We start from the raw sequence: 25,867 nt of genomic DNA, 5'->3' as shown, positions 1-25,867 counted from the left end.
TCCTCCCAGATTCACATATGACATTTCAGTCACAGGTTGCTGCAAACGAGCGGCCGGAAACGGTCCGACTGCGATTAGAATTGGTATTTTGATACCAGTACGAATGGCGCGTTTCGGATTGATCTAAGGCGAGGTTCAGGAGATCAGCGAGGTCCTGCTCCAGCTTCGTGCCTCACTATGCGGTGGTGTCAGATTGCCGGCCACCTTGGGGCAAGCGGGACGGAGCGGTTGGCAGGGTTGACCTTCAGCCATCGCCATGATCGAGAGAGATCAGGACCTTCTCGAAGTGCGATCTGCATCGCGCATCGCGGATGACGTGCTCAGGAGAGCAGCAATTTTGACATGACCAAGCAGATCGCTCTCATCACGGGTGTAACCGGCCAGGATGGTGCCTATCTGGCCGAGTATCTGCTTTCGCTGGGCTATGTCGTACACGGCATCAAGCGGCGCTCGTCGTCGTTTAATACGGCGCGCGTCGATCATCTCTATCAGGATCCGCATGTCGGCGAAGTCCCGTTCCTGATGCACTACGGCGACATGACGGATTCAACCAATCTGATCCGCCTGATGCAGCAGATCCGGCCGACCGAGATCTACAATCTCGCCGCCCAAAGTCACGTTGCCGTCAGTTTCGAGAGCCCGGAATACACCGCCAATGCCGACGCGATCGGCGTGCTGCGTCTGCTGGAGGCGATCCGCATTCTTGGTATGGAGAAGGAGACGCGGTTCTACCAGGCTTCCACCTCCGAGCTCTATGGCCTGGTGCAGGAGATCCCGCAGAAGGAGACGACCCCGTTCTATCCGCGCTCGCCTTATGGGGTGGCAAAGCTGTACGGCTACTGGATCACGGTAAACTACCGCGAAGCCTATGGCATGTTCGCCTCCAACGGTATTCTGTTCAACCATGAGAGCCCGATCCGTGGCGAGACCTTCGTGACCCGCAAGATCACGCGTGCCGTCGCGCGCATCGAGGTCGGCCTGGAAGAGACGCTCTATCTTGGCAATCTCGAAGCCAAGCGGGATTGGGGCCATGCCCGCGACTATGTCGAGGGCATGCACTTGATCCTGCAGGCCGATAAGCCAGATGACTTCGTGCTTGCCACCGGCGAGATGCATTCCGTGCGGGAGATGGTCGAACTGGCCTTCGCGCAGGTCGGCCGCCGCATCGAATGGCGGGGCGTGGGCGTCGAGGAAACCGGCGTCGACGCTGGAAGCGGCAAGACCGTGGTCCGAATCGATCCGACCTATTTTCGACCCACGGAGGTCGATCTTCTGGTCGGCGATGCCAGCAAGGCGCGCACCGAGCTCGGATGGAAGCCAAAGCGGAGCTTTGTCCAGCTGGTTGAGGAAATGATGGCGAGTGATCTGGCCGAAGCACAACGGGACGCTGCCAATGGCAATCGCTTCCTTTGAGCTGAAGGGCAAAAGCGTCTACGTCGCTGGTCATCGCGGCATGGTCGGCAGCGCGCTGGTGCGCCGGCTGGCGCGCGAGGAGGTTGAACTGGTGACCGTGGATCGGCGCGACGTCGATCTCTGCAATCAGGCCGCCGTATTCGATTGGTTCGCGAAGAGGCAGCCGCACATCGTGTTCGTCGCCGCGGCCAAAGTCGGAGGAATTGCCGCCAATAATACGCTGCGCGCTGAGTTCATCTACGACAATATCACGATCGCGGCGAATGTGATCCATGCCGCGCATCTGAACGGCGCCGAGAAACTGATGTTTCTGGGGTCCTCCTGTATCTACCCGAAGCTGGCGCCACAGCCGCTGCGCGAGGACTCAATGTTGACCGGCCCGCTGGAGCCGACCAACGAGCCCTATGCCATCGCCAAGATCGCCGGCATCAAGATGGCGGAGGCCTATCGCACCCAGTATGGGAGCGACTTCATCAGCGTGATGCCGACCAATCTCTACGGCCCTGGCGACAATTATCATCCCGAGTACAGTCATGTCGTTGCCGCTCTAATCCGCCGCTTCCACGAGGCGAAGGTCGCGGGCGCAAAGCGGGTCGCGGTGTGGGGCACCGGCACGCCCCGGCGCGAGTTTCTCTATGTCGACGACATGGCGGATGCCTGCGTCCATTTGATGAAGACCTATTCAAGCGCGGAGCTTGTCAATATCGGCACGGGCGAGGACATCACCATCGCGGAGTTCGCGCGTATCGTAGCCGAGGTCGTCGGCTATCGCGGCGAGATTACCTTCGACGTCTCGCGCCCGGACGGGACACCGCAAAAGCTACTGAACGTTGCTCGTTTGACGGAAGCCGGTTGGAGCGCTCGGACGCCGCTTACGGCCGGACTGAAGCTTGCCTACGAGGACTATTTGCGCAGCCGTTAGGGGCAGGTCATGAACGAACCTTCTCCGCCTCAAGGTTTCTCGAACACGACTCCGATAAGATTGGCGCTCGACCAGACGAGGCGGCAGCTTCGGATGATGCGATCTTTCTCGAGCATCAGTTTGAATGTGAAATTCACGTACCGTTCCGACGGAAGCTCAATTGCTGCCCCTTGTTCCGACATATTGACGACGCGACAGCGTAAGCTGGCGCCGTCGCCTGAAATGTAGGCGACCTCGTCCACATCGACGCGGTCGAACGTTCGACGTTCTATCATTCTACTGCAAGCCGCAACGAGCTCACGTGCCAGCGCCCCTTGTCTCAAGCATTCGAAAATTGTCGCGCGATCTGCGCTTCTAGGTCTGATCGTTGCTTGGCGAGACTTTCTCTTTGCTCAAGCATATCGTGACCGTCACGTTCGAGCACTTCAATCAAGATGGTTTGGTTTTCTATACAGAGTTGCTTGGCCGCGATTTCTCGTGCAGCGGTAGCTAGTTCATCGTCGCAATGTGAGGTCATGGGAAATCTCTTGGCTGCCGTTTGGCGAGTAAAGCTAAATCCTACCTGACCTTACCTGCAAAAAGGTTACCTGATCGGTGCTGCCCCTCGCACACACGGTACCGACGTAACTTTGGGGCGTCATGGTGAAGCGTCATGATCGAAGGCGAGGCCGGCACCAACTACCTCCGAGACATCATGTTGACGCTTCTCACCCGTCGACCTGCCGCGACCGCATCATGCTTGCGTTCGACTTATCACGTGTGGGGTGACGGCGAATGCCGGGGCGGCGGACCGCGGCCATCTGCTCTCGGCTGCCGATAGTCCACAGAGGCCCACGGCAGCATAAACCTGGCCTCGAACAGCGCCGCCGAGCAGAATAAGGCCGCAGCGTCCCTTCGTCTCGTGGACGCGCTCCCTGCCTCAGGAAAACGTGCCCTGCAAGGTCAATCGGCACGTCTTTCGGGATATGGATCACGGCGGACTGCTGCAGGACCTCTGGCTCGAGCAAGCCAGCGCGCTCAAGCTCCCTTATGAGCTGCTTGATCGCCTGGAGCTGTCTGCGAGCCGCTTTTACTTGCTATCACTTTGCCGTCGTTCGCCAGCGCGCCGGGGCTGACCAGCTCTACGTTGCCGCCGAGCTTCATCAACGCGTGCGGGGTACCGGAGATCTCGTCGCGAAAGCGCCGCTCGACCATCGACGGCGATGCTGGTGGAGGAGAGGGCTTGATCTCCACATTCGAGTTGTAGGCAGTTCATTCCGGCTCGGGAGCCGAAGGCCAACCGGTCTTCAACTAGGGGACCCTCAAACGAAAACCGCCGCCACTGGCCTCAGCCCAGCAAGTGCGGCGGTTTGGAATCGCATGGTGCGGCGGTCTGCCGACCGCCCCTGTTACCGCACGTACCAGTATCCCCACCAGCGCTGCGACACCGGCCGTGCCTGCGCCTTCATGGCTGCGACTTCCTCGACCGGGCGAAGCTGGGGACCATAGACTGCGGGCGGGTAAACGTCGTCCCACAGCACAAGTCCGCCCTGGGCGGCGGCTGTGCGATGGGCCGGAGCAACGGCGAGCTCGGCGGCCGGGGCGACGGACGTCGTCACGGTGAGCCCAAGGGCGGCCAGGGCAATGGATGGAATAAGGGCCCGAAAGTTCATTGGATTGAATCCCTCTGAAATGCGGTGAGAAATAATGCGACGGCTGCCGGACGGTTGCAAGAGTATGGCGCGACCGAACTGCCCGAAGTTCCTCGTCATGGACAAGGTCTGCTCGGCCAATCTGCGGCCGGGCCGCGGAGCGCGTCCTTCTCTCCCTCATATAGAGTGGCCGCCATACGGAGTATTCGGTGATCGTCGTCGATCGAGAAGAGATGTGGCGGCGGCCAGCAGCGAGTGCACATTGGGAATGCAACCTTGAACAATCTTTCGGCGCCGATGAGTGATCGAGAACCATGATGTCGACACACTGCTCGCTCTTGATATGAACAGGACTATCCAGGACGACTCCATGACTTCTGCGTTTGTTTCCGCTTCCATTTTCGGCGCTGGCCTCATCCTTGGATACGCGCTGCGCGTTTGGCGCGTCGAACGAAGAGGTGCGCACGCATCCTACGGCGCTTCGGACCAGACATCCCAACCCACCTCAACGTTCGGTCACCCGAGACGAGCCTTCTAGATGTCGTCGAATTCGCTGCCGGCATCCGGCCTCACACCGAAACGAAGGGGCACGACGACATGAGCGAGCCCAAGAAGGACGCTCCGCGACGCTACATCGTGGATGGCGCCGGGCAGCGCGTGCTCGTAGGTCTGACGATCTCCGAGACTGTCGAGTTTGAAGCGCTGGACAGGCCGGACACCGATCTGATCGGCGAAACGGCGCGCGTCCGTCAGGCCCAGCACGGCGAACGTTGGGTGGAACTCTACATCAAGCACGAACGAGCCTGGAGCGACTGGATGGCGCAGACCCGTGCGCGGCTGGAGAAGCCGCCGTTGGTCAACTAGGGGTTGACCCTGGGCAGCGGACAACCACGCCATCCCGGCGAAGCCTCCTCGCGCGTCAGTGGCAGGCGCTTGTCCTCACCTCACACCGCGAGCATGCGGCTGCCCTGAATGCTCATCAGCGTGAGATTGCCGGTCGCATAGGCGCCGGTGTCGATGTTGACGCGGTTTGCCAGGAATTCGGCGCTGCGGACCGGCGTATGTCCATGCACGATGTATTTGCCGAACTGCTCCTCGCTCCGCAGGAACTCTTCGCGAATCCAGAGCAGATCCCGCTCCGTCTGCTCAGCCAGCGGAACGCCCGGGCGAACGCCGGCGTGAACGAAGAAGAAGTCGCCGCAACTGAAGCTCAGCCGCAGATTGTCCAGGAATTCCAGATGTTCGGTAGGCATTGCCCGAATCAAATCGCGCAATATCGATGCCGGCTCGTCGCGCTTCAAGTCAGGCGGGGCGAGCCCGTAGGACATCAATGTCTGCGTCCCGCCGACGGCAATCCAGTCCTCGAACAGCGAAGGATCTTCGAACACCCTCACAAGAAACGCCTCGTGGTTTCCCTTGAGGAAAACCGCGTTACCCCGGCGGCTCCGTTCGACCAGGACGTCGAGAGTGGCGCGCGTATCCGGGCCGCGGTCGATGTAATCGCCCATGAAGACCTCGATCGCATAGCGCGGCCGGCTGCAAGCGACGTCGGCATCGATCACCCGCAACATCGGCTGGAGCAAATGCGCGCATCCGTGGATATCGGAGATCGCGTAGATGCGAACTCCCTCCGGCAATCGCGGTTTGGGGATGGGCGGACGTGGTCTGGCGAGAGATATCATGGCGCTCAATCGATTGGGTCGTCGAAAAGTTTCCCCAAGTCGCCGGCACCGGAGGGCTTCCATCCAACACGAACGAGGCGAGTTCGGCGAGGGAGCGTCCCTGTTCTCCGGCCCGATCACGCCAAAAGAAGGGCGGCATTTCTTGCCCACCTTGGGCAGCGCGAACAACTGGTCCGCAGGAATTGCATCGCCGAATGCGACGGTGCGGCAAAGTTGCATGCCTGCACGAAATTTCGCGACGCACGCCCAGATAGAATTCCCTCGAAATTCTCGCGAATGATCCGCCGCGCATCATCAGAAAATTGAATCGCCCGAAAGATGAGCGGCGATGCGCTCGCGCGACGAGCAGGCATTGCACGGAGCGTGGAACTTGATTCAAAATGGGGCAACTCGTTCGCTCATATGTCATCACTGTGACGACTTTTTCAGCGCATCGAATTTCGCTGCGCATTTCAACATCGCGTATCATCCGTGCGCCGCAAAAGTTTTGCGTGCGGCGCCACAATCTCGCTGCGATCAACCAACACTTTCAGTGCGGGGATTGACGAGTCTTCAGCATCACGATGAGCGTCAGACACTCTCTCGATTGACAGAGGTACGAATGGCTGTTGCAACTTATGGTTCTGAAAACACTCACGCGCTGTCGTCGATGCGCGGCAGCTCACTTCAGAGGCCGTTTCAGATCGTCGTCATGGCTGCGGACTTTCTGCTGATCCTGCTGAGCTATGCCGCGGGAGCTTCGCTGTACGGTGCGGCCGTCGCTTCGCCCACCGATGGCGCTTCGGTGGGAGCGGGGTTGTTTGTCGGCGTGGTGTTCGTTGCGGTCGCTTATTTCCGGGATGTCTATGCCACGCACCGCCTGCTCAATGTCGTATGGCAGCTTCGAAAGGCGGTCTTTATCTGGCTGACGTCTCTGACGATCCTTGCCGTTGCGGCCTTCCTGCTGAAATCGACGGACAATCTCTCCCGGGGCACCGTCATCGTGTTCGCCGTGATCGGCGGACTTGGCCTGATCAGCCTTCGCTTCGTCTGGCAGGCCGTGTTCGGCACGAGCTTTGCTAGAAGTCGGCTGGTCGATCGCAAGGTGATCCTGCTCAGCCTCAAGCCGCTCGATTTCACCTCGAGCCGCTTCAAGGATCTGCGGAGGAATGGCTTCGATGTCACGCGCCATTTCGTGCTCGGCGCCGATCGGGACGACGGCCAATGGGAGCGGCAGATTCGCGACGTGATCCGTCAATCGCGCTCGGCTGATGTCGACGAATATCTGCTTGCGATCGACTGGAACGAATTGCCGATGCTCCGCAAGCTGGGACACCATTTGCGCGCCGTCCCGCAGCCCATACGCCTGCTGCCGGATGACCCGGTCGCTGATCTGGTGGCCCGTCCCTTTCTTCCCGTCAGTGGAACCGTAGCGGTCGAAATCCAGCGGCCGCCTCTCAATATTATCGAGCGGTTGCAAAAACGCTGTCTCGACGTGGGTGTCGCCCTGTTCGCGCTTGTGATGCTGACACCGCTGCTGCTGACCGTTGCCCTGCTGATCAAGCTGGATTCCCCGGGAACCGTTATATTCCGGCAGTCGCGCCGCGGCTTCAACGGCAGGCCCTTCGAGATCTGGAAATTTCGCACGATGACCGTCAGCGAGAATGGCGAGACGGTAACGCAGGCGACAAAGAAGGATGCCCGGGTCACCAAGATCGGGCGGTTCCTTCGCATGACCAGCATCGACGAACTGCCGCAGCTCTGGAACGTGCTGCGCGGGGATATGTCACTGGTGGGGCCGCGTCCTCACGCTCTCGCCCATGACAATTATTATGACGAGCTCATCAGCAAATACGTCTACCGGCACCACATGAAGCCGGGTCTGACTGGCTGGGCGCAGGTGAACGGGTTCAGAGGGGAAACGCCGACGATCGATCTGATGGAGAAACGGGTCGAGTACGACGTGTGGTACGTCGGCAATTGGAGTATCTGGCTCGATCTGAAGATCATGGCCCGCACCGCATCCGCAGTGATGTTCCAGGAAGCCTACTAACCACTCGATGTCTCGATGATCTGGAACGGCCGGCTCTTGAGCCAATCAGGTTCCATCCCGCCTCGACCTGCTGAAGAGCCGCACGACCGCATCGCGTAACGCGAGCAACGGCGGCACCAGCACGAAGAATGCCCCCATCGCGACGGAGACGATGACATGGCGAACCGAGAAGGGTTCGTCCTGGCCGATTTCTCGTGCGCTGGGATCGATTGGCGCAGGCGAAAGTGTCGTCGCCATCGGCTGCCGACGCGGCTTCCGTGGGGGAACCACGATCAACACGAACAGGATGTTGAGCAGAACCCAAACAGTCAAAATCGTCAGGACGATCAGCATTCCGAGCCTACCGGCAAAGAACTACAAAATATGCGCCGAGGTTAGCCTGAGGGAACCCAGAAAGAAAGATGCCCAAAATTTCGGCATTTTGAAGCATCGAGGACCGGATCGCCTCGTCTTATCGACAGATGATTACCAATTGGCGCACTGTCGTAGCGATCGTCGCCCTCGTCAATCATTGCTTTTGGCTAGAGCAATAACTGCAAGTTGTGGATTCCGGACGAATACGGAGGCCTGAGCGGTCCGGTGGGCCTGGCGCAATCTCCGGCTTCGCGCGCGAAGGGCGCATTCGATCGCCCTTCAGGGACAGTTCCGCAAGACGCGAAAAAGGCCCGCTGCCAGAACGGCAACGGGCCCGAGGTCGTTACAATTCGGCTGCGCGCGGCGCCGCCTAAAGCATGATCCGGAAAAGTGCGCAGCGGTTTTCCGAATAGCTCATGCTTCAACGACAACCTCAAGCGCGATGGCTATTCCCAATCGCATCGCGCTTTAGGCATGCTCGACGTAGTAGCTGTTGTGGTGCTTGCCCTTGTACGCCTCGATGCGCTTGAGCATCTTCGGGTTGGCGCGGTTGAGCACGGCGCCGAGCAGCTTCTTCTGGAGGACTTCCGACCCGGAAACCGACTCCTGAAGAGCGCTTCTTGTCGTCTGTCCCCATTCGATCACGTAGACCATGGCGTCGATCAGGAGGCTGACGGCCTTCGAGTCCGCGACCGGCATCACCGGGGCAAGATCGATCACGATGTATTCGTAGTGCTCTCTCAGCACCTTGAGCAGTTCGGCCATCGCCTTTGATCCAATCACGTCAGCCGAATTGACCATGCGGGAAGCCACGACGGACGGCAGGAAATCCAGGCCCGTTTCCTTGCTTCGCTGCACATGGTAGCCGAGGCTCGCCGGGTCGGCGAGAGCCTCCACCAGTCCGCTCTTGGCATTGGGGGCGAGCTCTCGGGTCAGCGAGCGCGTGTGCAGATCGCCGTCGATCAGGACCGTGCGATGTCCGGTGAGGGCGATCAACTGTGCGAAGTTGGCCGCCACCGTCGTCTTTCCTTCCTTGGGAAGCGAAGACACGATGCCGATCACCTTGATTTCGCGGGTCAGGCGCGCAACATCGATCGACACCTTGATGTTGCGCAGCGTCTCCGCGAACCGCGAGAACGGATGATCGACGACGTAGCGGGACAGATCGGGTGAGCCTGCTTTGCCTGACGTCGAAAGCAACGCGCCGGTCGTCATCGGCGGACGAATGTCCGGCAGGACTCCGAGGCACTTGACGCCGAGCTCCTCCTCGACCTCGGCGGGGGTCCGCAAGACGTCGCTGAGCAGTTCGCGCCCAAATGCGACGCCGAAGCCGAGGCAGAGGCCGCCCACCAGGCCGCCGACAATCGCCAGGACCGTGCGCGGCGAGCTCTTGCGATCCGGCTTGGTCGCGGTGGTGATGAGGCGGGCCTCGCTGAGCGGAAAGCTCTGATTCTGTGTCGCGCTTTGCAGTTTCTCGAGGAAGTTGTTGTAGAGGTTGCGATAGGTGTCGGCGGCGCTTTCGAGGTCGCGCAGCTTGACTGCGGCCTGGCCGGTGTCGCCGGCCTGAGCGACGAGTTCCTTCACGTTCTTATCGAGCGAGGCTTCCCGGCTCTTTGCGATCTCGTAGTCGCTGCGATAGGCGTCTGCGATCCGACGCAGTTCGTCGGCGATGTTCTTGCGCAGCTCTTCCATCTTGTTGGCCAGATTGACCGCTGCAAGATGCTGCTTGCCGTAGCGTCTCGACCAGTCGGCATACTGGGCCTGGAGGTCGAGATATTGTGCGCGCAGACGGGTGATCACTGAATTGTTGAGGGCGTCCGTCACGGTTGATTGCGCAACATCCTGATCGGAAATCGTATCGATCCGGTCAAGCCGGGCCTTGGCCTCGGCGGTCGCCGCCCGCGCTTGAACCAGTTGGGTGTTCAGGTCCGACAATTGCTGCTCGGACATCAGGCCGCGGCTGGTGCCGACGATGTTGTGCTCGGCTTTGAAGGTTTGCACGGCGCGGTCGCTGGCCGATGCCTGCTCGCTCAGCTCGATGCTGCGCTGCTGAAGCCATTCGGTCGCCCGCCTGGTGGACTGATATTTGGCTTCCAGGGCACCGACGAGGTAGGCATTGGCGATGGCGTTGACGATCTTGGCGGCCTTGTCGGGGCTTCGTGAGCGATAGCTCATCGACAAGACATACGTCGTCAGAACGCGCTCCGTCCTCAGGTTCTTCTGAACCGTCCCGACCACCGCATTTTCGAGCCGCTCCTGGGACGCCGGTTCGCCGGAGCCAAACACCGACATGATCTTGCCGAGGACGATGGACAGCAAGCCTGGATTGGAGCCATTGAATTCCGGATCGTCGGTCAGCTTCAGGCGACGGACGACCGAGAGAATCAGGTCGTTCGAATTGATGACCTCCACCTGGCTGTCGACGTAGCCGGTGTCGATGAGCGCACTGTTGGCGTTGCTGTCCTTGTCCAGCACCTGCGCCTGACGCGTATCCATCATGATCCGGGCATTCGCCGTGTACATCGGTTCCGCCGTGACCAGGTAGATCATCACCAGGGCCAGCGAAGCTCCGGTGCACGCCGCGATGATCGGCCACTGCCGGCGCAGGACGTCGGCCACGCGCTCGAAGCTGAGGACTGCTCCGCCGAATTCGATGCCGAATCGGTGTCCCGACTGGAAATGTTCTCTAGGCTGATACATGTGCTAATTCGCTGCCTTTGACGATCGCTGATCAGTTCGGAAGGGGGACGGGCTTGAACGGGTTGGCCAGCTTGGTTCTCCACTCGCCTTCGAGCAGTGCTCCGCCGCGGCCCGGCTGCGGCGAGGACTTGATTTGCGATTGGACCTGGATGCCAGAGCTGTCGTCTCCTGCGCCGGAATAACCGGCCTGCACGTTGAGATCACTGATCCGCTGCACGAAATCCCTGATCTTGCGCGAGGCGTCCGGCTTGGTCGACGTGCAACGTGCTTCGGCAATGCGCAGCGCAGCGCCGATGGACGAGCGATCGGTTGAGGCCGCGGCCGAGATTAGCGTCTGCACGGAAGGCAGCACCGACGGATTTGTGGCGACATAGCGCGCGAGCCAAAACCGCAACTTCTCCTTGTCATTGCGCAACCGCTCCAGGAGCGAGGAGGGCGACTTCACGAAGGTGTCGAGTTCGAGCTGCGAGGCGCGGTCCGAGAATTCGACGCACTGCGCGCGGCAAGCACCGGCGCTCGACACGATGAGCACAGAACCAATCAAGACACTCGCTAGCCATCGCGGCTGCGCATGACGACGTGTTAGTCCGCGGCCCATCCGTGTTCCTTGCTTCTGTTGCAATAGGAGAACAGGTGAAACTTGGCAGGTAACTGTGTCATCTTTTTGTGCGATGCAAAAGCCGGTGCAGAGGTCGTCGACTTACCAACCGCCTTGCTCCTTCTCGCTGGTTGCAGAAACAAGATCTACAATGCCTGCGAGATCGGCATGTTGCGCTCATGAATGTTGCAACTTGGAAATTTATGAGCCACTCCCGCATCCGCTCGTCGCAAAACCGACACAAGTCATGACACGCGCTTGTTGTTCCCTGGGGCCGCGAGAATTTTCGTGCGGCATCTGCACGCAGACAAATCAATGTGCTGCAAACGCCCTCGATCGCAACAGCGCCGAATTTCGCGCATACTTTCCGCGCAAATACCCGCAATCATCCCACGTTGATTGGCTTGCGCGCCGAAGCAGGCGCGCGTCGGATAAAAGTGGCATGAACTTGGCGCTCGCATGTCCGAAAAATCTGCGAGCCTTGAAATTATCGTCGGGCGTCATGCATCGAATGCCAGTCAGCGATCGCAAAGATTGAACACGCGCGCGACCTGATACACACTGCTGCGATGCAACAGGCACGGAATGTTGATGTGACGGAGTTGGTTCATCGTGAGAAGGCGCATGTCCAGCCGCTCGACAGCATCCGGGGCATCGCCGCGACTTCGGTGGTGATCCACCATCTGCTGCTGATGCCGACATTTCTCGCGGTATTCCCGCACAACGCCTGGATCGACTGCTCCTTCTTCAGGAGCGCATGGTTGCTGGTCGATCTGTTCTTTGTTCTCAGCGGAATGGTCATGGCGTTGAGCTACATCGAGAGCGACTTCACGCGCTTCTCGCTGCGCAAATTCATGATACGGCGCCTGGCGCGAGTCTACCCGCTGCATATCGTCATGCTGCTCGCAAACCTCGTCTTTCGCCTGCTGCGCATCGGCCTGGTCATGGCGGGCGTCGTGGTCGCCGCCCCGACGGCCTTCGAGGTGAACAACGCCTATTCGTTCGGCCTCAATGTTCTGCTGCTGCATTCGATGGGCTTCATCGACTATCTCAGCTGGAATGCACCGAGTTGGAGCATCAGTGTCGAGTTCTACACCTATCTGGTGTTTGGCCTGATCGTTCTGCTTGCTCTGCGCATGCGCTCGCTGTCGTGGTTTTATGTCCTCTGCGGGCTGCTCGCGGTCGGAAGTCTGGTCTTCATCATCTTCGTGCTCGAAAAGAAGAGCCTCGAGCTTCAGACGGATTTCGGTCTTCTGCGCTGCTTCGTCGGCTTTTTCCTGGGCGTGTTGATGGTGAGGATCGTCGATCGCCTGCCGGCCAAACCGGCCCCAGCCGTACAGGGCGCGTTGCAATTCGTCGCCATGATCGCAAGCGTCGCCCTGGTGTCCCTGGCGGAGACCAATCCTGCGGCGACGTTCCTTGCCCCAGTCATCTTCGCGATCTTCCTCGGCAGCTTGCTGGCCTTTCCGGATGCGCTGCTGGTGCCGCGGATCCTGGGAGCCAAGCCTCTGCTCTGGCTCGGGCGCCGTTCTTACTCCATCTATATGGTGCACGCGCTCGTGGTGCTGCTGGCTGAATATTTCGTGCGGGCCGTGGGAGCGGGGCGAATCGCCGCCCTGGATTCGAGCTGGGCAGGGCTGCCGGCTACGCTGAATCTCGTCGTCTCACTGGCCGCTGTGCTGGCGGTTTCGCACTTCACCCATCGCTATGTCGAAATTCCCGGCGGCAAGCTCCTGCGAAATGTATTTGGAAGCTCCCCGGATTTTGCGCCATCCACCGCCCGGTCGGCGCGGCTGAGCAATTGAGCCGGGCATGAGCACCTTCGCGCCGCAACCCCGCCGTATCACGCTGATCAGTCTCAACATCGAGGCGATCGCGCTCGGAGCCTATCTGGTGCGGGACGCCTTCGGCGGTCTGATGCGGTACTACACCAGCATCATGCATCTGGACACGCTTTGGTTCGTGCCAGACGGCATTGCGCTTCTGTGCCTGGTACAGTTCATCGTGCATTGTATCCTGCGCAATCGCAGTATCCTGGCTGCAGTTGTCCTGGTGCAGATCATGCTGTCGCTGGTGCTCGGCTATTTCATGCTGGGAACAGCCAACGCGGCGATGTCGTCGTTCAAGATGATGCTCCCGGTGTTCGTCGGATTTTGCTTCTGCGACACCAGTTTAGGCTCTTACAAGAAGTTGCTGTCGGTCATCGCGGCGACATTCTACCTCTCGCTGATCGGCGTGCTGCTGACGAAATTCTATCTCATGCCCTGGGTCGGCTACAAATATGAGTCCTTCGGCGCCGTGCGTGAGGCGGGCCGCCTATGGTGGGCCTATGGAGGTGACGATCAGCGTCTCACGGGCTTTGCTGCCGAAAGTACCATGGCGGCCTTCTTCATACTCGTGTCCTTCGCAATTACGTCGATCCGCAAGAGCACGATGTGGTGTCTTCTGTACGGCTCTCTTGCGATCTACATCATCCGTCTGACGACCAGCAAGACGACCATGATCGTCCTCGTGATCTACTTGGTTCTGCTGCTGTTCGTGCGGATGCTGCCGGAGAAGTCGCGCTTTCCCGCGATTCGGACCATTGCGCTGTGGTCGTTTGCCGCCATCCTCGTGCCGTTCTTCATGATCGTGCTTGCCTCCGGTACCGCCGCGGTGCCGCACACAACCCTGTTCAGCATCGTCGATCGCATCAACAACAGCTGGCAACTCCCGTTCGTCTACCTGAACCAGCTCATGCCCATCGGTCTCGTAACCGGTTGCGGCGTTGGCTGCTTCAACTATCCGCAGAAGCTGTTCTCGCCGCTTGCGCATTTCTGGGTTCCGGTCGACAATTTCTACATCGGTACGTACCTGATGTTCGGTCTCCCGTTCGTCGCCTTCATGGTGATGGTGTTCCGGGCGACGTTCGCAGCGACCGACGTCTACAAGCTGACGCTGATCTTCGTCGTCAACCTGTTCACGATCACAGTTCTGAACTACGGTCCGGCGTCCGGCCTGCTCATCATCGCGTTGAGCTTCAGCGAAGTGTTCTCGCGGCGTGCGACCTTCGCGCGGGCAGGTGACGCCGTGCCAATCATCATGCGGCCACCGATGCCGCCATTGGAAGGCTTCCGCCCGGATATACCGGCGGCGAGCGGAAGCAGGTGAGAAGAACGATGCATAAACGGCTCGCATTCATCGATACGCTTCGCGGCATTGCCGTACTGGCGGTCCTGGTCCAGCACGTCTTCGAGGTCATTCTCGAAAAGCATCCGACGGGTGTCTATTACGGGCCCCTCCACGATATATTCGGCTACTACATGAACTTTGGCCGGTTCGGCGTCGTGTTGTTTTTCTTCGTGAGCGGCTTCGTCATTCCGTTCAGCTTCCCGGACAGCGCCACGCCTGTGCGCGATTTTACGATCAGCCGCTTCTTCCGGCTCTACCCGGCTTATTGGACTTCGATCGTTGTCGGGCTCACGTTGGTGCAGCTGCTGGATTCGAAGAGTTTTCCGCTGGGGCAGGTCGCCGCTAACGTGACGATGTTGCAGACTTTCGTGAACGTGCCGAATCTCTGGGTGTTCTATTGGACTCTGGCGATCGAGCTCTTGTTCTACGTCGGATGCACCATTCTCTTTGCGATGGGGCTACTCAACCAGCGCCTCACAGCGGTGACGATCGTCGTTGCCGCCGCGCTGGTGGGAACCACAGCGGCACTTCTCGTTGAGAGCAGGGCAGTCTCCTCGGTGATGGAGGTCGGCTTGAACCTCTCGGCGATGTTCCTGGGCAAGATCATCCGCGACACGGTCATTGGCGGCAAGCTGCGGTGGACCCATGTGACCGTCTGCACGCTTTTGTATGCGGTCTTCGCCGCCACCCTGTCCGACCGCCGGTTCGGCGGCGTGTATCACGAGAATTTCTTTTACAGTTATTCGATCGGATCGGCGTATATCTGCGCGGCGCTTGTCTTCATCGGCTTTGCCGTGTTCGGCGAACGTATGGCCTGGCGCCCGATGGCATTCGTCGGCGTGATCAGCTATTCGGTCTACCTGATGTCGCCGTTCGTGATCGTTTTCATCCATCGCCTCGTCTGGTTCGGCGACGGGCCGCTCGGATGGTCGATTTTCCTGGTCGTGATCCTGGCACTGTCGATCCTCGTCAGCTGGATGACATTCGCGTTCATCGAGAAGCCCAGCATTGCCTTCGGGCAGAGGTTCCGCTCGGCGCGAAGAAAGCCTGTCATCCTTGAGCCGGCCCTCGGCACCCAGGGTGCCGCGGAGTGATCAAGGCACCGCACCAGCCGGGCGCTGCCGATCACGGATCGTTCGTTCCGTCGGTCCAGGGACTTCGGGCCATCGCGGCGCTGAGCGTGCTGATGGATCACTTCTACGACATGCCTAAAGCAGGGATGTACGACATCCCGAATCCCGGCTTCCTGCCGCCGCTCTGGCCCTGGCTGCAATCGGTCATCAATGTCGGCGGACACGGTGTCGAGCTGTTCTTCATGATCAGCGGATTCCTGATTCCGGCGAGCCTGGTGCGGCACGGCTCGCTCTCGCGGTTCTTCTACGACCGCGTGCTGCGTATCATGCCGGTGTTCGTCGTCCTGCATCTGGCGTTGTTCGTGATCGGGCCGATCGTGGCCTACAAGTTCTTCCGCGGGATCGATCTGACCAGCTATCTCACGATCTTTGCGGCCAATCTGTTCTTCGTGCAGGACGCGCTCGGCTTGCCCATTGCGCAGCAGAACGCCTGGACGTTGACCTATGAATGGGCGTTCTACATCTGGTTTGCGCTGACATTCTCGATGTGGCGGGGCGGGGGCCGGCTGCTCGCGGCGCCCCTGATCCTGCTGGGTCTGGCCTGCCTGATGCGCTGGCCCATCACTGCGTTCTTCTGCATCGGCATGCTATTCAGTGCGACGGGATTTCGCATCTCCATTCCCGGCCGCCTCGGGCTGCTCGCGGGCGTGGTCTGCGGCGCCGCCTTGTATGCGAGCCTCGTGCTGTTTCACCCCTTCGTTGGTCTCGTTCCCGGATTTCTGCTGTTCGCCATGGTGCTCGCCCCGGAATCGGGCCTCGGCAGGGCGCTGAGCACGCCGGCGCTGCAATATGTCGGCAAGATCAGCTACAGCCTCTATCTCGTGCACCCCTTCGTGCTCTTTCCCCTGCAGGTGATCGGCCTGAAGCTGGTTGCTGCCGGCGTCGACCGCTGGCCGCTGTGGGCCGCCTTCATCGGGCTCGGGCTGGTGATGTCACTCGTTGCGAGCGCGATTACTTATGAATTGATCGAGGTCAGGCTGAGGCGCCTGTTGGACGGCGCGATCCGCGGCGTGTTCTTTCGACGGCAGATCGAGCAATCGGTTTGAGAGGCAGTGGGTCGCGGTCAGCTCACGGTCCGGCCGGCCAGCCTGTGATAGGACCCGAGAAGCTGCGCGGCGATGCGATCCCAGTTCAGCAGGCCGGCTGCAGTCTGCCGTGCGCCCTCGGTCAATGTCGCGGCAAGAGGTTTTGAAGTCAGCACCCGTTCGAGTGCGTCGGCCAGTGCCGTGGCATCGCCGGGAGGAACCAGCAGCCCGTTGACGCCGTCCGTCACGACGTCGGGAATGCCGCCGGTGGCGCTGGCAACGACCGGACGGGCGTTGCCGTAAGCGGATGCAAGCACGCCGCTCTGCGTTGCATCCTTATAGGGCAGGGCAACGACGGTCGCGGATTGAAACAGCCGTCCGGTCTCCGCAGGTGAGATATAGGCGTTGATCGCCTTGACCGTCGGCATCGCCTCCATCCGCGCGCCGAGCCGTGTCATCTCGGGTCCGCGGCCGGCGACGATCGCCTCATGCGCCACGCCGCGCCGGGCCAACATGTCGATCGCATCGATGAACACGTCCAGGCCCTTGTAGGCCCACATCCGTCCGAAAAACAGGATTCGCGCGGCCTCCGGCTCGGCGAGCGCCCCCTTGGCCGGCGGAACCATGAGCACGCCGTGCATGCTGGAAACGGTCTCGCCCTTGAAGCCGGGCGAGGCGCGGCGAAAATCGGCAATACAGCTCTCGCCATGCGTCGTGACGACCGATGCGGCCGCGCGCATGCGCTCGCGCCAGGCATCTTCACGCGGCGAGGTGCCGGAGCCGCCCTCCGAATGCGGAATCGCATCGTGAACCGTCAGCACCAGGGGAATGCCAAGCGGTCGGAGCAGCTGGATCAACTTGGATGTGTAGATCTCCGGAACTTCGTGACAATGAATCACGTCCGGACGAAACGATATTATGTCGAAGAAGGACGCGGGGATCCCGATCGCGCCGCCGCGGCGCAGGCTCAGGTCGCGGATTCGGGTCTCGAACGGCGCCGCCACGGCGATATCCGCCAGTTCCCATTGCTGGTTCGCATCCTTGGCGTTGAGCACGAGGCGGACGTCGCAATGATGTGCCAGTCCCGCTGCGAGCCGGTAGGAATATTCCGCAAAATGCGGCGCGTAGATGGCCACGCGGAGGCGCTTGGCCATGTCAGCTCTTTCCGCCCCAGAGGTCGATCGGGAATGCATTCATCAAGGCACGATGGTCAAAGCTGAGGGGCGCTGCTCCACCCATCTCGCGTCCTTCTTCAATACTTGTGGCAAACTCGACGGCGAACCGGCCGGTGCCCTCATAGTAGTCACGATACTTGAACTCGGCTTCTGCGCTGCTCAGTCGCACGTATCGAGCCGGTATCCCGAATGCCTCGGCGACGATGATGCCGTGGAGCGAGCTAGCCAGAACCAGTTCAGCTTCGAGAATGGCGTCAATTCGACGGTTCCAGGATCCCAGCGGTGATACCACTGTATCGGCGGTAGGGTCGATGAGACTCAAATCGTGCAAATTCGGAACAAACACCCACGGCTTCTTGGCAGTGGGGTGAAAGCGATTCGGAAACAGCTGAGGAAGCAGCAACGCGGGGTCTCCGAACACTTCAGGTACCACGATGCCCCGACGCTGCAGAACCTCCCGTGTACGAGGGCCGCGCACCGCTCGCACGTCCAAGTTCTGCACGCGTCGGTTGAGGTCGCCCTGCCCAAGGCGCCCGTTTACGCCGCTTCCCCAGACCACATCGCCGTCTCGCGCGTAATGGAGCACGGAGCCGATCGCGAACAAGCGTGTTTGCCGCGGCACCTCGTCGGCGAGCGTATACCCGAAATGCCGCAAGAGATGGTCAACGACGACGATCGAAAGGTAGTCGCCGAAATTTATCGTTCCGTCGTCGGGACGCCAGAAGAACAAGTCCACGTGCGGATAGGGCAGTTGATGAATAAAGTCGCAGCCGACCTCGTTGATCAGTCGCCGTAGATTGCCTCGAAAATTCATGCTGCCTCGGATCGTAGCTGCTTTCTTGCCGTAGTGTCCTCGTAAACAAGGCGACTATTGGACCATTGCAGCCAATGGCTCGTCGACGAAGGTCGGCCTAACCCGAAATAGTGACAGGCTTCCAATTGCGCCACGAGATTATCAAGCCGCGCTCGATCGTTTCGGGCGTTATTTGGTCGGCACTCGATTCTGCGGTCGGGCAGGCTCTCACGCTCGCAATCTACATGATCATGGCGCGGCTGCTGTCGCCGCAGATTCTCGGCATCGTGGCAACGGGAGCGCTGGCGCTCGAGTTCTGCCGGGCAGTCCTGATCGAGAGCATCGCGATCGCCGTCCAGGCGCGCCCCGCACCGAAGGATGAGGATTACACGGCCTCGTTTTGGCTCATCGCGGGCCTCTCCCTGTTTGCAGCGCTCGCGCTGTTCGCCTCGAGCGGCGCTATCGAACGATTCTCGGGTCTTTCGGATCTTGCCATCGTTCTCAAAGGATTTTGCATCGTGGTGGCCGTGCAAGGCCTCTCACGGACGCACGAAGCCTGGTTGACGCGCAACCAGCTCTTTCGATCCCTCGCCATTCGTTCGATTTCCTCAATCTCGGTTGGCGGGGCTGTAGGGATCGCGCTGGCGATACAGGGCTACGGGGTCGTTGCGCTGGTCGGACAGCTCGTCTCGACTTCGTTGATCTCGCTGGTCAGCCTTTGGATTCTGACGCCCTGGCGCCCCGGGCTCCGGGTCAGCCGGCAGGCCGTTATCGAACTCCTGAGCTATGCGCGCTACGTGGCGCTGACAGGAATCACCAATTTCGCCAATGCCAATGCCGATCTGATCTTTGTCACTTGGTACACCGGCGCAGCCGGCGCGGGCTTCTACAGCCTCGCCAAGCGCCTGGTCAACGCCGTGAGTACGGTGATCGGAAACGCGTTGAACCGCGTGTTCTTTTCGACCATCGCTGGCCTCCAGCATGACCGGGAAGCGTCACGTTCGACGCTGGTTGACTTCGTCATGTACACCTCGCTGCTGACGGCCCCGCTTTTCGCTGGCATAGCGGTTCTGGCGCCGGATCTCATCGTCGGCTTCTTCGGAGCCAAGTGGGGCGAGGCCGCCCCTCTGCTCGCGATCATGTCGATCACCGGATTCCTGACCACGATCGGCCTCTACAATCACTCTGTGATCCTGGCATTCGGAAAACCGCACTGGCAGACGTGGCTGACGCTGATATACGCGGTTTCGAACATAGCGATCTTCATCCTCGCTGCGCCGTTTGGCCTTGTCGCGATTGCTGTCGGCTACGTTGGTCGCGCCTTGTTGCTGTATCCCCTATCCGCGGGAGCCTCGATGCGGATACTGGCGCTCGGTATCAGGTCCTATGCCGCGGCGCTGATGCCTGCACTTGCGGGCTCTGCGGTGATGGCATGCGCGGTGGTTGCTGCCTCCGTTACCATGCCGGCCACGTCGCAATGGCTGCGTCTCGCCGCGCTCGTGCTGCTTGGTTCTTCGGTCTACCTCGCCGTTGTCATGGCTGTCGCCCGGCCGGCCGTGGTGCGGATATGCCAGGAAGTCTGGGGTCGTGTGCGACGATCGTCGAGGACCTAGCCGCAAGATCTGGCAGCACGCACCACCCGCCTAGCTTGCGTTTGCCGCCTGTCTGGTCTCGGCAAGATCGAGCGGCTCGGCCTTTGGGATCCGGGCTGATCTTGCACCGCCGGGCATAAGCCGGTTGATCAGTTTTCGAGCGGGATCTTCGACGTAGCGATAGGTCACGTCGGCAACGACTGTCAGAATGATGCAGCAGACCAATGCAAACACTGGAAACATGCTTGGTTGAAGTCCGAGATAGTGCCAGGCCGGCTTGAAAAGCAGGATCAGCAGCACTTCGTGCACCATGTAGATCGCATATGACGTGTTGCCGAGGCGGCCAAGCCAGTCAGAGCCGGGAAACCGCTTGAATGCACTTTCTCCAGTGGCTGTGACGAGGATCGCGACAGAGAACAGTATGATTGCAAGGTCGGGCTTGGCAAAAAAGTTGAGCACCAGGATCGAGATGATAAACAGCGCGATTCCGGCGAATGCGACCGGCTTCTTGCGATAGTCGCTCGAGAGCCTGAACAGGACAGTCAGGAGAATCCCGTTCAGGAAGCTCGGAAGGGCCCGTAATATTCCGAAATCGTAGGTTGCCCCGTACATCTGCGAGCGTTCCTGCCAGATCGGCAGGTGAGCATGGGCGAGGATTCCATAAGAGAGCGCGACGATGATCGCGAGCATCAGCGGCGAAATCCTGCCGGCCAGCAGCATGAACAACGGGAACAAGAGATAACAGAACAGTTCGGCGCTGATGGACCAGGACGGCGAGTTGAAGCTGAGGTGATCCGTGATGCCCCACGCCTGCACGAGGAAGAGGTTGTGAATGAAATCCGTCCAGCTCGCGTGCGAGGTCGGACCGGATATGCCCATGAGGGCAAGGATCGCGAATATCAGCAAGGTGAGCAGATGCAAAGGGTAGATTCGCGCGATCCGCCTCACGAGGAAGCGCGCATAGGAGCGCAGGCCCGTCGAGCCTGAAGGATAGGAGTAGGAGATCACGAAGCCGGACAGGATGAAGAACATGTCCACGAACAGGCCATAGGACCCGTTCCAGGCCGGCGAGATGCCCGTGTCGATCAGCTTCAGGTGGAAGATGAAGACCCCGAGCGCGGCGACGAAGCGGTAGAAGTCGAGAACGACAAAACGTCTTGCTTCACTGGCTTCCATCGGGGCTCGGTATCCTTGCGCGGTCCGTCTGCTTCTAGAGACGAATTGTGACGCAAGTTCGCAAGCACGCCGGCCGACACGGCGCAATCCGGCATTCCCTCCGAATTCATAGGGCTCATCCAATTGCGGATGGCAGTCAGCCCTCTGCTCATCGATGAGGCAGACGCCCGTGGAACGATCAGGGGCCGGGACATGGTCCCGGCCCCAGCGCCATTGGCATCCGTTCGGCAGGTCTCGCCGGCTCAGACGAATACGAAGTCGTGGCTCGTCAGGCTGGAGACATAGACGTTCTTCAGCAGGATCGAGTCATTGGCCGAGAACGTGATGAGCGCGTTCGTGCCGGATTGCATGATCTGGAGGTGGCTGTAGTCCTCCGCCAGCAGTTTCGAGATCGCGATCGTGTCGTGCGTCGTCCCGCTGCCGGCCTGGAAGTTGAGAATCTGATCGTGGCCGTGGTCGTACGCGACGGTCGTCGAGCTCGGCGCCGCCGAGAACACGTCGTTGCCGGCCCCGCCCTGGATCGTCACGCCGCTGGCGACGGCCGTGACGTTGTGGGTGCCGTCGGTCTTGGTTTGATCGAGGTACTGCAGCGCTTTTGCGGTGTCGTAGTTCTCGTGCTGCGTGAGGCCGGCCTGTCCGTTGAAGTTGAACAGGAAGACGTCCCTTGAGCCGTCGGCGTGGCTGGCGATCTCCTGGGTCTTGATGCCGGCGCTGTCATAGATGTCGGTCAGCTTGCTGCCGTCATTATTGATGACCTGGGTATAGTCCAGGGTGCCGTCGGCGTGGGTCCTTGTGATCTCGACGATATTGCCCGAGGCATCGAGGTGCTGGTGCTGCGTCGTGTAGGACTGGCCGGTGACGTTGTAGTTCCAATTGTCCGACGTGCCGTCGGCATTCTTGATGTAGGCAGCGGTTTTGATACCGGCGGTGTAGATCGTGGTGGAACTGTAGCCGTCGCTCTTGGTCGTCACCTCGCTGGTGATGATTCCTTTGGCGTCATACCAGCCCGAGGTCTTGGTGCCGTCGGCGCTCTGCACAAGGGTGAATGCCAGGCTGTCGTCGGCGTGGGTCCGCACGATGCTGGTCAGGAAACCGGTGGAATCGTAGATGTCGTGCTCTGTCGTGTAGCTCTGACCGACGACGTTGAAGAGATGGACATCCCTCGAGCCGTCCGCGTGGTAATCGGTTTGTGTCTTCTTGATGCCTGAAGCGTCGTAATTGGTCACCACGCTGCCGCCGTCACTGCCGACGACCTGGGTATAGTCGAGCGTGCCGTCAGCGTGCCAGCGGGTCACCTCCGTCGTCTTGCCGGTCGCATCGAGATGCTGGTGCTGCGTGGCATAGGTCTGACCGGAGATGTTGTAGGTGTAATTGTCTTGGCTCAGGTCGGCATTGGTGGTGTAGACCGCAGTTTTCAAGCCGTTGGTATAGACCGCTGTTGAGCTGTAACCGTCGGCCTTCGTGATCACCTCGCTGGTGAGGACCCCCTTGGCATCGTACCAGTCCGTTGTCTTGGTTCCGTCCTTGCTCTGCACCAGCTTGAATGCCATGCTGCCGTCCGCGTGCTTCCGGATCAGCGTCGTGAGGAAGCCGGTTGCATCGTAGACATCGTGTTCGGTCGTGTAGTTCTGGCCGGTGATGTTGAAGAGGTAGACGTCCTTGCTGCCATCAGCGTGGTACTCGGATTGTTTCGTCCGTACTCCCGCCGAGTCATAGATGGTGACGACGCTGCTACCGTCGTTGTTGACGACCTGGGTATAGTCGAGCGTGCCATCCGCGTGCTTGCGGATGACGGACGTTACCTTGCCGGACGGATCGATGTGCTGGATCAGCGTGGTGTAGCTCTGGCCGGTGATGCCAAAGGCATAGTTGTCCAGACTACCGTCGGCGTTCTTGATATAGGCTTTCGTCTTGACGCCATTGCTGAACAGGGTCGTCGAGGTGAAGCCGTCTGCCTTTTCGACCACCTCGCTGGTGAGGCTGCCGGCGGCATTGTACCAGTTGGTCGTCTTGGTGCCGTCGGCGGTCTTCATCAGCTCGAAGGCCAGGCTGCCGTCGGCATGCAGGCGCGTCAGGGTCGTGAGGAATCCGGTCGAATCGTAGACGTCGTGCTGGGTCGTATAGTTCTGGCCCTTGATGTTGTACGTCCAGACATCCTTGCTGCGATCGGCATGGTAGGCGGTCTCGATCAATTTCACTCCAGTGGCGCTGTACAACGTGATCACGCTGCTACCGTCACTATTGTAGACCTGGGTCGAGTCCAGCGAGCCGTCGGCATGGCTGCGGATCACCGAAACGACCTTCCCCGAGGCGTCGAGATGCTGCACCTGGGTGGTGAAGCTCTTGCCCGTGATGTTGTAGGTGTAGTTGTCCTGCGAGCGGTCGGCGTTCTTGACGTAGGCGGCGGTCTTCACCCCGTTGGTGTAGAGCGTCGTGGAGTAGTAGCCGTCGGACTTCTGGACGACTTCGCTCAGCAGGGTGCCGGCCGTGTTGTAGGTGTCCGTGGTCCGCGTTGCGTCGGTTCCGACATGAACGAATTTGGTCTGCACGCCGCCGGTGTAGCTGATCACGTCCTTGGAGCCGTCGCTGTACACGACGGTGGTCGAGGTCGGCTGCCCGCTTGAATTGAGGCCGGTGTCGGATTTCGAGAGCAGCTTGCCGCTCGAATCGAAAGTCCTCGTGCTGGTCCAGGTCGCCGCCGAATTCGTCACCGAGAACGAATATCCGCCCTGGATCTTGGAGAGCGCGTTGCCGTAATGGGCGATCATGTAGTCCATGGTCGCCTTCGACGCGACCTGCAGGACGTGGGAGTCGGTCAGCGTGATCGTCTGCAGCGCCGTCGAGTCGCTCAGGTCGGACAGTTGCGGTACGATCTCCGCAGCCGTCCCGGTGACGCTGGTCCTGGTGTCCGGCGGGACAGCCGTGGTCGGCGGTGCGTCGATCTCGATGATCACGGGGTGATCGCTGACCGGAATGGTGATGGTGCTGACGTCGGTGTAGCTGGCGATCGCCGTGGTGCCCGTCAGCGTGTCATAGACTTTCACGGTATGATGGACGCCGCCGAGGTTCACCGTGACCGTCTGGGCCGTGTTGGTCAGCTCGGTGTCGGTACCGTCGTTCCAGAGCTTCGGCTCCGCCCACACGACGAGCTCGTAGGCGCCGTTGCTCTTGCCGAGCACCATGCTGTTGCCTGTCGCGGGCATATTGCTCAGGGTGTAGTTCAGCGGATCAGTCGGCTGCTGGCCGCCCTTGCCGTCATCGGCCAGAATGGTCGTGAGGTTGTGAATCGCCGTTGCGGCGAGCTTGGGCGTTCCGTCGGAGTTGAACAGGCCGAAATTAGCTTCGGGATTGGTGTTGGCTGCAGACGAATCGCGGTCGAACAGCTCGTAGAGGTAAGTCGCACTCGCGCCGGCCTTGTAGGCGACGACCAGCGTGTTCAGGATCGATTTGGCCTGCACCGTCTCGTTGACGCCGAGATATTGGGTGTTGGTCTGGGTGGTGTAGCCGGTTTCCGTGATGACGACAGGCTTGCCGGGCGCCGCGGACATGACGGCGCTCAGCGTCGCCGCAATCGAGCTGCTGTATGTCAGGCCGGTGCTGACATAAGCGTGGGCGTTGGCGTAGTCGACCGAGCCCGACATGTTGCCGAGTTGGCTGTAGCCCTGGGGATCGTTGTAGGCCAGTGACAGATTGTAGACGGGGATGCTGGCGAGCGTCGCGTTGGCATTGACGGCCTGATAGAGCACACTCTGGAATTGGGCCGCGGCAGTGAGGCTCGAGCTGCCGTTGTAGCTGAAGGGCTGGTGATTGGCCTCGTTGAGCCCTTCGATGGCGCTGATGCTGCCCGGGTGGCTCGTCACGAATTTCTGCAGCGAGGCGATGTAGTTCTGCAGCCCGACCGTCCCTGTCTGGGGGAGCGCGGACGACACCAGGAAATCGAATTTGTAGCCGGCCGCGGCGAGACCCTCGACGACCGGTTGCGCGGCCGGGCTGGTCCCCAAGGCGTCGCGGAGATGGGTAACGCCGAGATACTCGAGGTCATCGACCATCATCGCGAGATTGTTGTAGCCGGTCCACCCGAAGCCAGCGTGCGTGTTGACGCCGATGGAGTTGATGAAGCCGCTGGCGGAGAGGATGGTCTGGTCTGACATTGCTCACTCGAGTTTCTGCGCAAGCAAAATTGCTCGCAGGGATTTGCGTTCAACCTTCTCTGTCGAGTGTGAATTTCAGATAAAAATCGAAGCTACAAGTTGCGAGTGAAATGCGGTTCCTTGCGCAGGAACACGTCGACTCGAGTCGCAGCAGAATGCTGATGCGATGCCTGCGCACGATGGCGTGACAAAGGCACTTTCAAGATTTTCTGCATTCGCGCTGCTGAATATATGCGCAGTCCGCGCGCACTCGATCGAATCCTTGCGCTTGCCACACGCAATCGCAGCGCTCGGAGACGCGGCCAAGTGAAGCGGTCGG

The 25,867-nt window shown here is 60.2% G+C and carries 21 protein-coding genes; 9 read left to right on the top strand and 12 right to left on the bottom strand.

The window, feature by feature from the left end; genetic code table 11:
* Nucleotides 1-342: 342 nt before the first annotated feature.
* The gene (gene gmd, locus RX330_RS28840; protein WP_317240728.1) at nt 343-1,413 is read left to right on the top strand and encodes a GDP-mannose 4,6-dehydratase; all 1,071 of its coding nucleotides are present in this window, start codon (nt 343-345) and stop codon (nt 1,411-1,413) included.
* Nucleotides 1,394-2,335 carry a GDP-L-fucose synthase family protein gene (locus RX330_RS28835; protein ID WP_317240727.1) on the top strand — a complete coding sequence of 314 codons (942 nt, stop codon included), beginning with the start codon at nt 1,394-1,396 and terminating at the stop codon, nt 2,333-2,335. Before gmd ends, RX330_RS28835 begins: the two co-directional genes overlap by 20 nt.
* 29 nt (nt 2,336-2,364) lie before the next feature.
* Here the strand turns inward: RX330_RS28835 and RX330_RS28830 are convergent, their stop codons facing one another.
* The 4 genes from RX330_RS28830 to RX330_RS28815 form a co-directional block, all read right to left on the bottom strand.
* Nucleotides 2,365-2,610, bottom strand: a complete 246-nt coding sequence (locus tag RX330_RS28830) for a PilZ domain-containing protein (protein WP_212080798.1) — start codon at nt 2,608-2,610, stop codon at nt 2,365-2,367.
* A 44-nt stretch (nt 2,611-2,654) separates the two neighbouring features.
* Complete coding sequence (locus tag RX330_RS28825) at nt 2,655-2,852, bottom strand: hypothetical protein (protein ID WP_212080799.1); 198 nt, start codon at nt 2,850-2,852, stop codon at nt 2,655-2,657.
* 500 nt (nt 2,853-3,352) lie between these two features.
* Nucleotides 3,353-3,529, bottom strand: coding sequence for a hypothetical protein (locus RX330_RS28820; protein ID WP_317240726.1), 177 nt, complete (start codon nt 3,527-3,529; stop codon nt 3,353-3,355).
* 194 nt (nt 3,530-3,723) lie between these two features.
* Nucleotides 3,724-3,987 carry a hypothetical protein gene (locus tag RX330_RS28815; protein ID WP_317240725.1) on the bottom strand — a complete coding sequence of 88 codons (264 nt, stop codon included), beginning with the start codon at nt 3,985-3,987 and terminating at the stop codon, nt 3,724-3,726.
* 576 nt (nt 3,988-4,563) lie between these two features.
* On the opposite strand from RX330_RS28815, the gene RX330_RS28810 reads away from it, so the two are divergent.
* The gene (locus RX330_RS28810) at nt 4,564-4,830 is read left to right on the top strand and encodes a hypothetical protein (RefSeq protein WP_212080801.1); all 267 of its coding nucleotides are present in this window, start codon (nt 4,564-4,566) and stop codon (nt 4,828-4,830) included.
* An 80-nt stretch (nt 4,831-4,910) separates the two neighbouring features.
* On the opposite strand, the gene RX330_RS28805 is transcribed toward RX330_RS28810, so the two are convergent.
* Nucleotides 4,911-5,648, bottom strand: a complete 738-nt coding sequence (locus RX330_RS28805) for a metallophosphoesterase family protein (protein ID WP_317243986.1) — start codon at nt 5,646-5,648, stop codon at nt 4,911-4,913.
* A 601-nt stretch (nt 5,649-6,249) separates the two neighbouring features.
* Here RX330_RS28805 and RX330_RS28800 point away from each other — a divergent pair.
* Entirely contained in the window at nt 6,250-7,680 is a 1,431-nt protein-coding gene (locus tag RX330_RS28800; protein WP_212081817.1) for an undecaprenyl-phosphate glucose phosphotransferase, read from the top strand.
* Between the two features lie 45 nt (nt 7,681-7,725).
* Here RX330_RS28800 and RX330_RS28795 read toward each other — a convergent pair whose 3' ends face one another.
* The 3 genes from RX330_RS28795 to RX330_RS28785 all read right to left on the bottom strand — a co-directional run bounded on the left by RX330_RS28795 (nt 7,726) and on the right by RX330_RS28785 (nt 11,278).
* The gene (locus RX330_RS28795; protein ID WP_317240724.1) at nt 7,726-8,013 is read right to left on the bottom strand and encodes a hypothetical protein; all 288 of its coding nucleotides are present in this window, start codon (nt 8,011-8,013) and stop codon (nt 7,726-7,728) included.
* A gap of 489 nt (nt 8,014-8,502) precedes the next feature.
* Nucleotides 8,503-10,734: a Wzz/FepE/Etk N-terminal domain-containing protein gene (locus tag RX330_RS28790; RefSeq protein ID WP_212080803.1), complete on the bottom strand. Its 2,232-nt coding sequence runs from the start codon at nt 10,732-10,734 to the stop codon at nt 8,503-8,505.
* Nucleotides 10,735-10,765: 31 nt separating this feature from the next.
* Nucleotides 10,766-11,278, bottom strand: a complete 513-nt coding sequence (locus RX330_RS28785; RefSeq protein WP_317240723.1) for a hypothetical protein — start codon at nt 11,276-11,278, stop codon at nt 10,766-10,768.
* 647 nt (nt 11,279-11,925) lie between these two features.
* Between RX330_RS28785 and RX330_RS28780 the strand changes: the two genes are divergently transcribed.
* From RX330_RS28780 to RX330_RS28765, 4 genes are read left to right on the top strand one after another with little or no spacing between them, the layout of a single operon-like run.
* Nucleotides 11,926-13,137 (top strand): acyltransferase family protein, encoded by a 1,212-nt coding sequence (locus tag RX330_RS28780; protein ID WP_317240722.1) that lies wholly within the window; start codon nt 11,926-11,928, stop codon nt 13,135-13,137.
* 7 nt (nt 13,138-13,144) lie between these two features.
* On the top strand, nt 13,145-14,482 hold the full coding sequence (locus tag RX330_RS28775; protein ID WP_317240721.1) for a hypothetical protein: 1,338 nt from the start codon (nt 13,145-13,147) through the stop codon (nt 14,480-14,482).
* 8 nt (nt 14,483-14,490) lie between these two features.
* Nucleotides 14,491-15,597 (top strand): acyltransferase family protein, encoded by a 1,107-nt coding sequence (locus RX330_RS28770; RefSeq protein WP_317240720.1) that lies wholly within the window; start codon nt 14,491-14,493, stop codon nt 15,595-15,597.
* Entirely contained in the window at nt 15,594-16,682 is a 1,089-nt protein-coding gene (locus RX330_RS28765) for an acyltransferase family protein (RefSeq protein WP_317240719.1), read from the top strand. Before RX330_RS28770 ends, RX330_RS28765 begins: the two co-directional genes overlap by 4 nt.
* 17 nt (nt 16,683-16,699) lie before the next feature.
* Here the strand turns inward: RX330_RS28765 and RX330_RS28760 are convergent, their stop codons facing one another.
* Nucleotides 16,700-17,815: a glycosyltransferase family 4 protein gene (locus RX330_RS28760; RefSeq protein WP_317240718.1), complete on the bottom strand. Its 1,116-nt coding sequence runs from the start codon at nt 17,813-17,815 to the stop codon at nt 16,700-16,702.
* 1 nt (nt 17,816) lies between these two features.
* Nucleotides 17,817-18,650 (bottom strand): polysaccharide pyruvyl transferase family protein, encoded by an 834-nt coding sequence (locus tag RX330_RS28755; RefSeq protein ID WP_317240717.1) that lies wholly within the window; start codon nt 18,648-18,650, stop codon nt 17,817-17,819.
* 125 nt (nt 18,651-18,775) lie between these two features.
* Here RX330_RS28755 and RX330_RS28750 point away from each other — a divergent pair, with 125 nt between their 5' ends.
* Nucleotides 18,776-20,242: a lipopolysaccharide biosynthesis protein gene (locus RX330_RS28750; RefSeq protein WP_317240716.1), complete on the top strand. Its 1,467-nt coding sequence runs from the start codon at nt 18,776-18,778 to the stop codon at nt 20,240-20,242.
* 30 nt (nt 20,243-20,272) lie between these two features.
* Here RX330_RS28750 and RX330_RS28745 read toward each other — a convergent pair whose 3' ends face one another.
* Together RX330_RS28745 and RX330_RS28740 are read right to left on the bottom strand one after the other, a co-directional pair.
* Complete coding sequence (locus RX330_RS28745; protein ID WP_317240715.1) at nt 20,273-21,397, bottom strand: acyltransferase family protein; 1,125 nt, start codon at nt 21,395-21,397, stop codon at nt 20,273-20,275.
* 242 nt (nt 21,398-21,639) lie between these two features.
* The gene (locus RX330_RS28740; RefSeq protein WP_317240714.1) at nt 21,640-25,548 is read right to left on the bottom strand and encodes an RHS repeat protein; all 3,909 of its coding nucleotides are present in this window, start codon (nt 25,546-25,548) and stop codon (nt 21,640-21,642) included.
* Nucleotides 25,549-25,867 lie beyond the last annotated feature (319 nt).

This window comes from Bradyrhizobium sp. NDS-1 (assembly GCF_032918005.1).
GTDB lineage: Bacteria > Pseudomonadota > Alphaproteobacteria > Rhizobiales > Xanthobacteraceae > Bradyrhizobium > Bradyrhizobium tunisiense.
This window is presented reverse-complemented; position numbering and strand designations above follow the sequence as displayed.